Origin of the sequence: Pontibacter rufus, assembly GCF_015694705.1 — a bacterium.
GTDB classification, from domain to species: Bacteria; Bacteroidota; Bacteroidia; order Cytophagales; family Hymenobacteraceae; genus Pontibacter; species Pontibacter rufus.
The window spans coordinates 1-10,525 of sequence record NZ_JADQDR010000021.1 but is presented as its reverse complement, the minus strand read 5'-3'; the positions used below and the strand labels follow the sequence as shown (position 1 = coordinate 10,525).

Below are 10,525 nucleotides of genomic sequence, written 5' to 3'. Positions count from 1 at the left end.
CTATACTGTCTTACTCTTTAGCCACTTAGCCCAATGAAAGTTGCAAAATAGAAGAAGTTATTAGACAGTCTGACGGTCTCGTATAAACGACGCGCGAGGCCGTCGGCCGAAGGGTGACGTTTATGCAATGTTAGGTAAAGTTATTTTTCTTCTTTTTTGATATTTTCATACCAACTATAAAGCCCATTGTCCCCGAATATACCTTCTCCTGTAATGTACTTTTCTATAAATTCATAAAGTGATTGAGTGAGTATCACTTCTTCTTCAGTTCCATGGTTTCCATTTTCAATTGAATATTCTCTTTCACTTTTTAGATGAATAGCCCATGAGTCGCTGTATATCATGTATTCGGCAAAGTAAAAAGAAGATGTTTCTAATTCTGCTTTATAATCAAGTATTTCTGAAATTGGAATTGCACGAAAAATAAAGTCGTCTGATTCAAATCCGTTGCTGAAACTGTAGAAGTCGAGAATATCTTTAGGAAGTTTCTGATTAACAGATTCCTCCAGTTTAAAAAGTTCTTCTTCTGTGGCAGGTTTACTAAGTACAATTCCCAATTCATCTGATTTTTCCTTCAATCGTCCGAACAGCTCCTTGAATTGATTCATTACTTATAATTTTACCTAACGGTTTGGCTAAACGGCGGGCGAGGCCATCGGCCAAGGCTGACGTTTAGGTTTTGTTGTGGCTTGTAGTTCTTCTATTTTATAATTTTAGTAAGCCAACTATACCGGCCAAAATTCCAGATATAGTCATTAATATTGGAATCCACTTGCCTAATAGTTGACCATATTGCATAGGTTTATGTTCCAAAAATGCGAAGTTCGCTCCGATAAATTCTTCTAATTTATTATAATCTGGGTATGCTTCTCTTTTAAACTTAATCTTCTTCCCATTACTAGTAGAAAGTTGAACTTCATTATGCAGTCCCAGATGCTGATGAACCTTCTGGTGTAGTTCATATCCTATTACATCTGATATCTTTAAGTTTTGTCTGATTATTGAAAAATATCCAGTCAAGTTTATTTGCTCTCCTTCAATTTTTATTCTTTTATATGAATCTTCTATAAAGTAGAAGCAAGTTATTCCAAGTGACAGCATAAATATAGCTAGCACTGTCATCTTTGTATCCAGAAATGGACTTGTAAAAAGGAAACCGCCCATTCCTATAAAGAATATTGCTACAAAGAAAGGATATGTAGGAAAGGCAGGTTTCAATTCTGTTTTCATAAATTTCTATATGCCACAACGGTTAGTATAAACGGCGGCGGAGGCCGTCGGCCGATGCTGGCGTTTATGCATTGTTAGCCAAAGTTTTTTATTTTTAGAATATTAAAGTTGTTAGAAATGGTAAAATCAAAGTCAGTATTGTAGACATAGCGTCTCCCATATGTAAACGTCTATATTCACCTTGTTCCCAACTTGTCTGCATATAGCCTGTCATTAATGGTTCATTTTTAAATGTTTTTAAGAATAGTTGTCTAAATATCCAATAATAAATCATAAATAGTAATGGAAAAAAAGTCCATTCTGCTGCATTGCCATTTTTAGTGCTTCTCTTTCAATATTCAAATAGCCAAAAAAGGCAATCAAAATTGTCAGTCCAAGGAGTGCAAGATAGATTTTTGGGTTTTTAAGTGTTTTGTAAGAAAGCCAAAGAATTAGTTGGCTAATTCCACCGAGTAATATATATGTCAATTGATTATCCATGTAAATTTTGGCTAACGTGTTGGTATAGCAGAATGGAGAAGCGTCAGCAAACCGTACTGCTATACTTTGTTAGGCACTGATTTATTTAATTCTATTATTGGTAACTGCTTCTATCTTCTTTACTGCTTTCGTAGTCATATCAACAAGTTCTTTGGTCTTAGTACTTTGATTTCGCTTGTAGTAGATGTTTGGCTTCCCATCATCGAAGGTTTCAAGATTCAATGCATAACTGCTTATTACCTTCTCCGTCAGGATATCTTGATTGAGAAATCTGAATTTATGGAAGTAAGAGTGACTTACAAATGAGACTTCTTCAGTTCTACTTCCTTTAGCTTTGACTAACTTAGTTGGAGCTTTTATTTTCTCCTTCTCTATTCTTAATCTGTTAAGAGCATAGAAATCAAGAGGATTGACATCTGTTAGCTTAACAGGCTCATGACTACTGCACTTGTCAAACTTCTTGACAAACGCCTGTTTAGCTGAACCCCAAAACAAGTACTGGCTTTCTTCAGAATCGCAGGGATTGATAGCTGGAAGTTTTCCAGAACTATAATAGGTATAAATTAGAAAAGTCTCAATACCGTTTGCTTTCAGACTGTCAACATAGCTTTTTACCTTCCCTTCCACCACTTGTCCTTTTGAGGGTGTGGCTAACAAAGCAAAAAGCATGAGTATAAATGCAACACGTATCATTCTTATCTACTTTGTTACCTTTTGTATAATTACAATTGCCGCCTAACGTTTTTCAGCTTTATGAAGGCAGGGAATTATATTCGGATGCTTCAATTACTTTCCGCTGTTGATTTAAGATAATCTGTTTCATCAATATTAATATTCATCCGCCCTGCTTTTATAAAGCTGCTGTTAGGCGAGCGGCTTTTGTTACTCCTTGTTAGGTTCTAAAAGAATTATTTTGTATCCGAATTTGATTAATGCTAAGTCATAGATTATGGGTTGTTCTGAAGTCTTCTGTAGGTACAATGTATCTTGGCTTATAAAAATACTGTCAACAGAACCATCATTAGCTTCAAGTATTCTCTCCACTTTATCCCACCTTTTATCAGTTATATCAACGAATTGGTGGATTGTAGTTATTTCACTTATTCTATAATTTTCAATAAGTATTTCTTCATTTTCTATTGTTGTTAAGTCTAACTTCTTTCTTCCAGCAGAATTATCACACGAAGTAAGTATAACATAAGTAAGAGATGTCAATAATAATATTATCTGCTTCATTTTGCTGTCGTTCTTAAAGCTGTCGCCTAACGGTTGGGCTATGGTGCGTTTATGCACTATAGCTGTTGTTGGGCTCCGTTTTATTATTCCTTAAATATTTGTTCCCCTCCATATTATTGAAAAAAACTCCTTTGTCAGTTTTGGTTCTATGCCTTTCGGAATGTAGTACTCGCCAGTCATATAACTTGTAGCGACAAAGAATTTTCCATCTTTGAGATTATACTTCGCATAGTCAAAATCAAATTCATAGAGCCCCAATCCTTTATGTTCGTGAATTTCAACCGATTTTATATCATCTATTGTGAATGTGAAATATTCTCCTCTTCGGCTTATTTCAACAAGGTCTTTATCAGTATGAATTGTAATTTCCACTTCTCTGCTTACTATATAATAGTGAAGTGAGATTAAAAGTGGAATTATGCCCAATACTGAGATAACTGTAATAAGAACTATGCGAGTTGTGTCTGTGTTGAAATAAAAGAAAAGAAAAACAGCAAACCCAATCATTCCAATACCTAGAACAATATTGTAGACCTGTCTATTTTTAATAGCATAAATGTATTTATATGATGTGTCTTGTTTCATTGTTTAAATGTCGCCCAACGGTTAGTACAGGCTATGAGCGAGGCATAGCCTAGCTTAAAGCCTGTGCAGGGTTATAAGCTTTTTTTCTTTCTGCATTCATCTACTAAAGCGGTTGTCAAAGAATCAAATCGTTGCTGGAACTTGAATTCATCTCTTTCACTCCTTCTCACAGTATCCTTATTGAAAACAGTAAAGTCAGTAAAGTGAATCGCTAAGGGAGACTCGCTTGAGGAGCTTCCGTCTGGCATTTCACCAGCCATACTTCCTGATGGACCCAGCAACACACCATGTGAATTTTTAACCTGCTCATTATAGTCCAAGAGCATTCTGACCTTTTCACGTTTCCCGTTCTTATCTACAAAGTAGTACTCATGGTCAATTATTCCTGCTTCAAACTCTGGTTGAATTATCAAAACACCATTTTCAGGTATGGTTAAGACCCTTCTCCCATTTTCAATAGGAGGATTGATACCGCACTCTTCACCATACACCACTCTAAATTCTCCTTCAAAGTCGCTTGGAATCAGGTAGGTTTCCTTTTCTGGTCTTGTTAAGTATGAGCCTAAAAAAGAAAGTAGGAATATAGAAACGGTCGCCGCTACTAACGTTACTGGAAGTATAAGTAAGCCCTTTAAAGCTATTGAAAGTTCTTGTCTGCTGGCTTGTACAGGTAATCGAAATAGAAATAACAGCTGAACAAAGCTGCCGATAGTCCACAAATAAAGAATAGGAACACTAAAGGCTCCAATCACAGGACCTAAGACAAAAGAAACACAGAGAGCCCAACCAATAGAAAGCAAAACTGCTACAAGTGCAATAAATGAAATGCGGGTAAATATGTTACTGATTCGGACAAGGCCAAGCATTGCAAGTCCGCTAACGGCAATACCCGCAGCAAGCGGAACTGTCCAAAAAATAAAAGAGTATGTATCGCCTTTGCCAAACCAGTCTTGCAAATAAAGAATAACAGTAATAGCAATTAAACAGACTAATATGTGTAACAGTCCGCTGAGAAATTTAATTACTGCTGGTCGATTCATTATTTAAAATTGCTTGTAACGGTCTTGTACATGCTGAGGCGAGGCGTTAGCCGAAGCTTGAGCATGTGCCTTGTTATCTTAAATTGTTTTTCTTCTTAGTTTATTTCCTTGGTTGCAGTTTAAGGTCAAGATTTAGCTTTTCAAGCTCCTTATTAAACTCTATAGAATCAAGCGGTAAAGGTTGCGTTCCTTGCCTTTTGTCAATAATCCAGAATTTGATTTCTTTACTATACCTGTCTTGAATGCTCCTTGCAATGATATACTCTGAGTTAAAATCGTAGTGAGTCACTTCTTCAGGAACTATAGTTTGACCACCACCTCTCTTTTCATTCCTACTTAATAAGATTTGAGATTCTCTTCCATCGCCCATATAGTAATAGTTACTACCCAACTCTTCTATATTATCTGTGTGGTCATACAGGCATGATTGTAAAGATAGAGCTACAGCGACTAAAAGGATTTTATTCATCTTTATTTATGACTGCAATTAAAGATAACGTCTAGTATAAACGATGGCGAAGGCCGTCGGCCGAGGTGCCGTTTATACCTTGTTGGGTGACGTTATTTTTGGTTGAATTTTTCCTTGCCGTTGTAGAGATTTTTGGGCGGCGATGCGACTATGATAACTACCGCTCTCTTTCCGTTTGCATTGAAATTGCTATTTAGCTCCTCACCCCAAACAACCTTTACTTCTTTCAACAAGTCGGGTGTTATACTGGCCAAGTCACCTGCGTAATTATCTGTTAAGACTTTTCCATTTAGGATATATTGGAAACTGTCGTCACTTCCTTCAACTTCAAGTCGTTTGTTATAATCACTGCTTGCTTCTTTCAGCACCTTCTGGTACTTAACCTTAGCAAATGCTTTAGTTTCAATCTCAACGGCTCCATCTTTAGCCTTGTCTCCGTAGCGGCTTGTTGCGTCCTTTCCAAAATAAGTTGTTAAAGAGGCAACATCTTCAGCTTCCATTGTTTCCATTGCAGATTTATCAGATGCCTGTCCGTCTATGATGAAGTATGGGTTAGGGCCAAGTTTATTTGCGGCCTCAACAGGTGATATTCTTTGTGCAGGTTTGCAGCCAAGGAATGAAGTGGCTAAAGCAACAACGAGTATATATTTTTTCATTTCATATTTTATAATGACACCCAACGTCTGGGCTAAACGACGGACAAGGCCGTCGGCCGAAGATTGACGTTTAGGTGTTGTTAGCAACTGTGCTTTTTATTTTTTGTCAGCCTCACTTAAAACATACAGGTCAATATTTAACTCAAGTCCGCAGTCATTTAGAACCTTTATTGCCTTTTTGCCGAAATAAAGTCCTGGGTTACAACTGTCGTATATGTATTGAACAATTGATAGTTCTGTATGAAACTGTTCTGTAATCCTTCTTAGCGCATCCTTTCTTGGAAGAATAATGTCCTCAATAAACTTATCTATAAAGTCGCCAATCCAGTCATTTGAAATGTTGTTCAATCTGTATTCCCAATAATTGTTTTCTCGGGCTTTCTTTATTCCTTCCCCTTTGTCACCAAAAAAGTATTCTTCACCTTTTACCCAAACTCTTGTCGGCTTTAATCCGAGTTTATCAGTAATGTACCCATGTTCAATATCAAAGTCGAAAATCTTAAGCTCTACTATATTTTCGTTTGCTGGCATCTATTGTTCTTTGCATTGTTGCTAACGGCTTGGCTATGGTGCGTTTATGCACTATAGGTTTGGTTGGGCTAAGCTTTTCTTATAGATTTTCTTCTCTGTGAATAGAAGCGATGGTTGATTTTGTCTTTCAATGAATTCGGATTGGTCTAATGTAACTAACCTATTTTTCTGAAGTTTCATGATATCAAAATTAATGTAAGGTCTTCTGAAGGTTCCGTTTCGCAAATTGACTGTATCTGGAATAAGTGTAACTGTTGTCAGTCCTCGGTTCGGGTTGCTTGAGATGAAGTATTTACCATTGTACTTGCCGCCTACATCTGTTTGCCACCATTCGTAAGTGAAGTTTTCATCATTCACAAAAGTCAAGGTAACAGAAGTGCCTCTTTTCCAAAGCCCATGTCTCACGGTTAAAATGCTGTCCAATTCCCAAGTTCCAACTAACTTCTCTTGAATTTCCTGAAGCTCTGTCTTAGGTTCTGTGCAACCAGACACGACAGAAACAGCGAATAAGAGTGCTATTGAGAATTTTAGTTTTATCATTATAAGTTTGGCCCAACGTTTGGCGCTTTGCGAAGATGGCGGATAGAAAGCACAACTTTGTCGCCCGGCACAAACCTTAGTTAAATGTAGAAAATTTCCGAGAACCACATCACCCGCCATTTTTGCAAAACGCATGTTATATGCCGTTTTTATTCTGTGCGTAGTGTTGGGCATTCCTTCAAGTTTAATTTTGCTTGCTTCTCATTACATCCCTAGTTCAACATTACTGGTCGTATTGTGATTTGTAATTGACATAAATATCTATGGCTGTTTTTCAGCGGAATCAGTTTGTAAAGTGTCAACCGTGTTTTGGTTATCATTTATAATCTTTTCATTCCATTTATCTGCATTTTCAAACATATAGTTTAGACCAAAGTAAACAACGGCGCAAATTATTGATTGAAATATAAGAATATAAACTCTTTTGTTTTTATCTGTTAGCGTTTTACAAAACAAGGATATAGTAGCAATATCAACAAACAGGACAAACCCTGAAATCATGAAAAAGCTAATATATGTCCAAAATCCAAATTCAGCATTGTCGTGAAAAAAACTAACACTGCTACCTAGAGAATTTAATGTTATGTATAATAAATATAAGGCAATAATTACTTTAAGTAAGGTGATTTGGTATATTGAATTGCTGTCTTTCATTTTTCTTAACAACTAAATTCTGTCTTTTAGGAAAAATTGCTCTTACCTTTTCTTTCCTGTGTCATTGTTAACGGGTGTTGTCCTAAAATGGCATATAACGGTTAGGCTAAACGATGGCGTAGCTAAAGTTTAGCTGTGGTTATGGGCAGACCTTTCTTGCTTACCATATTTTCCACCAAGGTTTTTTCTCAATATTATATCTGTTATAGCTGCCACCTGTTAATATTTTTGAGTCAATATTATAGGTAAATTCAACCCATTCGTCTGCGTCATTCATTGGGTCATAAGAAAGTCCAGTAACTACATTGTTTTCAAGTTTAAGGCCTTTTAATCCGTCCCAAGAAATTCTTTCGGTATCCCAATACTCTCCATCGGTTTCAATGATGGTCAGGTCTATTTGGTCTTGTAGGATGAGTTGGCCGTCTTGATTCACAAAAAAATCAACATAGCCGTTACCGAAGACTGAAATAGGTTTTGTTTGGTCTGGATTCATTATATAACAAGTCCCGCCAGCAATTACTAATATGTTTGGACTGTTCTTTAATTCAAATACTTTATTGAGGCCTGTCCAGCCAGGTTTGAAATTAGCAACCCATTCAGTACCGTCTGATTTGAAAAATCGAACTGCAAATCCTTCTGAATAGAAAGGTTCGCCATCATCAGTCACGGGTATATACATTGGCCCGTATGCTGGCAATGATTCTAGAATTGCATATCATTTCTTTTCTGTCAATTTCAGTTTCTATTATTAGGATTACCCATAACGGTCTTGTGTAAACGACGAGCGAGGCCGTCGGCCGAAGCATGACGTTTACACGTGGTTGGGGAAGGCTTTTTATTTCCAGGTCCACCTTTCAGGATTTGGTAATTGAGCTAAAACATTGTCGATATCAAGCCAACCTCCATGAATATTTTTAAAGAGAAGTTTATGTTTTTCAGTTTTTACTTCTACTCCAGCAATATTTCCTTGCTTAATTAGAAATCCGTTTCCTTCTATGACAGGTTCTAAGAATTCAGCAATCCTGATGTTTTCAATTCTTTGGTTAACAAATTGATTCAATTCATCTTCTGCCTTTAGTTCATTAAGTACATGCTCACTAAAATCAAGTCCAAAATCAGCTTCTATTGAAAATTCGGTTGTTAATTTTAAATCCATCGAGTTTCCGTCATTAGTTGCTGCCAAAACAAGTTTTTCAAATTGACCTTCAAGGGAAAGTATGATTGCATAGGGACTATAAAACTCATAATCGGATTGGAAGTCAATCCTTTGAATCTTTGTAATTTTTTTACCCATTAAATGCTCAAACGAATTCATTTTCATTTTTTAGCTTACCCCCAACGGTTTGGCTAAAGCACGCCTTGGTGTGGTTTAGCTTGGGTTAGGCTATGTGGTTTTTATTTCTTCAAAAGGAGTCGCTTTGTTACCCGATTTATAAACATTAAGTGTGTTTGTTTCCCTGTCGCAGTTAAAGTAGGCAAACCAACTGTACTTCTTCTCCCCTATAAAGAAGTCTGACCTGGATATGTTAGCTATTTCTAAAATAACGGAAGGCTTACCTTCATAAACCATATGCTTTGAAGTTGGCTCCTGCCCCGATGGAAGAACAACCCAGTAGTTCTGACTTTTATTCAGTTTTTCTATATACTCCTGCACTACGTTAAGAGATGTTTCTACAACTAACTCCTTGTTTTTTATTCTGTCAGCCCAATTACTAAAGGAGTAACTGGCGTTTTCCTTTATCACAAATCTGTTTTCAATGTTCTTTAAGATCCCTGACCAGTCAGAGAAAGGCACTCTGAAATCAGAGGATGAGTGCTTCTTCTTTAGAATGTCAATTTTGTCTTTCCAGAACATTTTATGATGTCTATAAAGCCTAACGGCTCTGCTAAAAAGTGCTTCAGTATTTTTTAGCTCTTGTTACCCAAAGTTATTCTTTCAAAATTCAGCACCTTGATTACTGTCTTTTCTGCTTTTCCTTTCACTTGATGTTCTATTGTTAATTCTGGTTGCTCTTTTGTGCCTCCCCACTTACTGAATTTAGGCATAAAGAACGGTCCTACCTTGAATAGTTTGTAATCATTTGGCAAGTCATAAGTACCTGTAGTTACATAAGCATAGTGTGAACAATTGCATTCATCTATATCTGGGTCAGCTGGTCCATTACAGGCTAAGTAGACCCGAACTTCATAATCATTTGAGCCGAACGCTGTATCCGCTTCCGCAATAGCAAGTACTTCAGCAAATTCAAAATCTTTAATTTCTGAAGAACCTATTTTATCATATAGTTTGGCCGTAACAGGAAAAGAAGAGAAGCTCTCCTGTTCATCTAGTTCTGTAACTCTTATTTCTGTACCTGCTAACACTTTTTGCAGGCTGTCAATGGTGGCTTCTTTGCTCGCATTTGCTCTTTCAAGTTCCTGTACCTTGTCATGGCTGGAAGTACAACTAATCAGGCAGGTAATAGCAAGTATAAAATACCACTTTTTCATTGATTATAATTATGGGTAACGGTCTCGTACAGGCTAAGGCGAGGCATCAGCCGAAGCTTAAGCCTGTGCTTTGTTAGCCAATCCTGTTTTTAGATTCTTTTTAATTTCAGCACCTTGATGTTGCATGGATACCTGTCGACTTTTCTTCCCTGTAAGTCCAGAATCAGAAAGGTGGCTGATTCAATTCCTTTATTGACTTCAAGAAATTGTTGACTGCCCTTATTTATTAATTTAAGCGTCTCTTTTTCATTAGAGAAGCTTTCCCTGGCAGGTTCTGTACAAGTATAGATGTCGACTAAGGAAAACTTTTGCTTTCCTACTCTCCACTCAACCAGGTTACAGGTCTTTAAACCAAAGCGAAAGTTAGCGTCCTGATATAGTTCGATGAATTCTGATTTATAGTATAGGCTATCGCTGTTATTAGTAGTCCATTCTCCTATAAGGTCTTTTCTTTTTACTTGACCAAAGGCAGCCAAATCAAGAAGTAGAAAGAAAGCTATAAACCAGTATCTTCTTTTTTCAATCATTTCAGTTTTGGCTAACGTTACTCGTACATGAGGTGAGCAAGGCGTAGCCGCAGCTTTGCTCATGTGCTTTGTTAGCCAAAGTTTTTC

At 36.8% G+C, this 10,525-nt stretch carries 17 protein-coding genes; all 17 read right to left on the bottom strand.

The window, feature by feature from the left end:
- Positions 1-140 precede the first annotated feature (140 nt).
- Positions 141-608: an SMI1/KNR4 family protein gene (locus I2I11_RS21165; RefSeq protein ID WP_196269759.1), complete on the bottom strand. Its 468-nt coding sequence runs from the start codon at positions 606-608 to the stop codon at positions 141-143.
- Between the two features lie 97 nt (positions 609-705).
- Positions 706-1,230, bottom strand: coding sequence for a hypothetical protein (locus I2I11_RS21160; RefSeq protein ID WP_196269758.1), 525 nt, complete (start codon positions 1,228-1,230; stop codon positions 706-708).
- Between the two features lie 270 nt (positions 1,231-1,500).
- Complete coding sequence (locus I2I11_RS21155; RefSeq protein WP_196269757.1) at positions 1,501-1,710, bottom strand: hypothetical protein; 210 nt, start codon at positions 1,708-1,710, stop codon at positions 1,501-1,503.
- Positions 1,711-1,791: 81 nt separating this feature from the next.
- The gene (locus I2I11_RS21150; RefSeq protein WP_196269756.1) at positions 1,792-2,403 is read right to left on the bottom strand and encodes a hypothetical protein; all 612 of its coding nucleotides are present in this window, start codon (positions 2,401-2,403) and stop codon (positions 1,792-1,794) included.
- 189 nt (positions 2,404-2,592) lie between these two features.
- Entirely contained in the window at positions 2,593-2,946 is a 354-nt protein-coding gene (locus I2I11_RS21145) for a hypothetical protein (protein ID WP_196269755.1), read from the bottom strand.
- Positions 2,947-3,036: 90 nt separating this feature from the next.
- Complete coding sequence (locus I2I11_RS21140; protein ID WP_196269754.1) at positions 3,037-3,531, bottom strand: PH domain-containing protein; 495 nt, start codon at positions 3,529-3,531, stop codon at positions 3,037-3,039.
- Between the two features lie 71 nt (positions 3,532-3,602).
- Positions 3,603-4,571, bottom strand: coding sequence for a DUF6843 domain-containing protein (locus I2I11_RS21135; protein WP_196269753.1), 969 nt, complete (start codon positions 4,569-4,571; stop codon positions 3,603-3,605).
- Positions 4,572-4,671: 100 nt separating this feature from the next.
- A complete protein-coding gene (locus I2I11_RS21130; protein WP_196269752.1) occupies positions 4,672-5,040 on the bottom strand; it encodes a hypothetical protein in 369 nt (122 codons plus the stop codon).
- 92 nt (positions 5,041-5,132) lie between these two features.
- Complete coding sequence (locus I2I11_RS21125; RefSeq protein WP_196269751.1) at positions 5,133-5,696, bottom strand: hypothetical protein; 564 nt, start codon at positions 5,694-5,696, stop codon at positions 5,133-5,135.
- 96 nt (positions 5,697-5,792) lie between these two features.
- Positions 5,793-6,227, bottom strand: a complete 435-nt coding sequence (locus I2I11_RS21120; protein ID WP_196269750.1) for a DUF4279 domain-containing protein — start codon at positions 6,225-6,227, stop codon at positions 5,793-5,795.
- Between the two features lie 51 nt (positions 6,228-6,278).
- Positions 6,279-6,941 (bottom strand): hypothetical protein, encoded by a 663-nt coding sequence (locus I2I11_RS21115; RefSeq protein WP_196269749.1) that lies wholly within the window; start codon positions 6,939-6,941, stop codon positions 6,279-6,281.
- An 87-nt stretch (positions 6,942-7,028) separates the two neighbouring features.
- On the bottom strand, positions 7,029-7,421 hold the full coding sequence (locus I2I11_RS21110; RefSeq protein WP_196269748.1) for a hypothetical protein: 393 nt from the start codon (positions 7,419-7,421) through the stop codon (positions 7,029-7,031).
- A 160-nt stretch (positions 7,422-7,581) separates the two neighbouring features.
- A complete protein-coding gene (locus I2I11_RS21105; RefSeq protein WP_196269747.1) occupies positions 7,582-8,088 on the bottom strand; it encodes a hypothetical protein in 507 nt (168 codons plus the stop codon).
- Between the two features lie 168 nt (positions 8,089-8,256).
- Complete coding sequence (locus I2I11_RS21100) at positions 8,257-8,742, bottom strand: hypothetical protein (protein WP_196269746.1); 486 nt, start codon at positions 8,740-8,742, stop codon at positions 8,257-8,259.
- Positions 8,743-8,805: 63 nt separating this feature from the next.
- Complete coding sequence (locus I2I11_RS21095; RefSeq protein ID WP_196269745.1) at positions 8,806-9,276, bottom strand: DUF6756 family protein; 471 nt, start codon at positions 9,274-9,276, stop codon at positions 8,806-8,808.
- A 53-nt stretch (positions 9,277-9,329) separates the two neighbouring features.
- Positions 9,330-9,911, bottom strand: coding sequence for a hypothetical protein (locus I2I11_RS21090; RefSeq protein WP_196269744.1), 582 nt, complete (start codon positions 9,909-9,911; stop codon positions 9,330-9,332).
- An 89-nt stretch (positions 9,912-10,000) separates the two neighbouring features.
- Positions 10,001-10,525, bottom strand: a 525-nt coding sequence (locus I2I11_RS21085) for a hypothetical protein (RefSeq protein ID WP_230680545.1), incomplete at its 5' end; no start/stop codon positions are given.

Coding starts and splice junctions, on each gene's coding strand:
- I2I11_RS21120 (WP_196269750.1), bottom strand. CDS start 6,227: ATGCCAGCAAACGAAAATATAGTAGAGCTTAAGATTTTCGACTTTGAT.
- I2I11_RS21145 (WP_196269755.1), bottom strand. CDS start 2,946: ATGAAGCAGATAATATTATTATTGACATCTCTTACTTATGTTATACTT.
- I2I11_RS21150 (WP_196269756.1), bottom strand. CDS start 2,403: ATGATACGTGTTGCATTTATACTCATGCTTTTTGCTTTGTTAGCCACA.
- I2I11_RS21100 (WP_196269746.1), bottom strand. CDS start 8,742: ATGAAAATGAATTCGTTTGAGCATTTAATGGGTAAAAAAATTACAAAG.
- I2I11_RS21110 (WP_196269748.1), bottom strand. CDS start 7,421: ATGAAAGACAGCAATTCAATATACCAAATCACCTTACTTAAAGTAATT.
- I2I11_RS21115 (WP_196269749.1), bottom strand. CDS start 6,941: ATGCCCAACACTACGCACAGAATAAAAACGGCATATAACATGCGTTTT.
- I2I11_RS21165 (WP_196269759.1), bottom strand. CDS start 608: ATGAATCAATTCAAGGAGCTGTTCGGACGATTGAAGGAAAAATCAGAT.
- I2I11_RS21125 (WP_196269751.1), bottom strand. CDS start 5,696: ATGAAAAAATATATACTCGTTGTTGCTTTAGCCACTTCATTCCTTGGC.
- I2I11_RS21130 (WP_196269752.1), bottom strand. CDS start 5,040: ATGAATAAAATCCTTTTAGTCGCTGTAGCTCTATCTTTACAATCATGC.
- I2I11_RS21090 (WP_196269744.1), bottom strand. CDS start 9,911: ATGAAAAAGTGGTATTTTATACTTGCTATTACCTGCCTGATTAGTTGT.
- I2I11_RS21140 (WP_196269754.1), bottom strand. CDS start 3,531: ATGAAACAAGACACATCATATAAATACATTTATGCTATTAAAAATAGA.
- I2I11_RS21155 (WP_196269757.1), bottom strand. CDS start 1,710: ATGGATAATCAATTGACATATATATTACTCGGTGGAATTAGCCAACTA.
- I2I11_RS21095 (WP_196269745.1), bottom strand. CDS start 9,276: ATGTTCTGGAAAGACAAAATTGACATTCTAAAGAAGAAGCACTCATCC.
- I2I11_RS21135 (WP_196269753.1), bottom strand. CDS start 4,571: ATGAATCGACCAGCAGTAATTAAATTTCTCAGCGGACTGTTACACATA.
- I2I11_RS21160 (WP_196269758.1), bottom strand. CDS start 1,230: ATGAAAACAGAATTGAAACCTGCCTTTCCTACATATCCTTTCTTTGTA.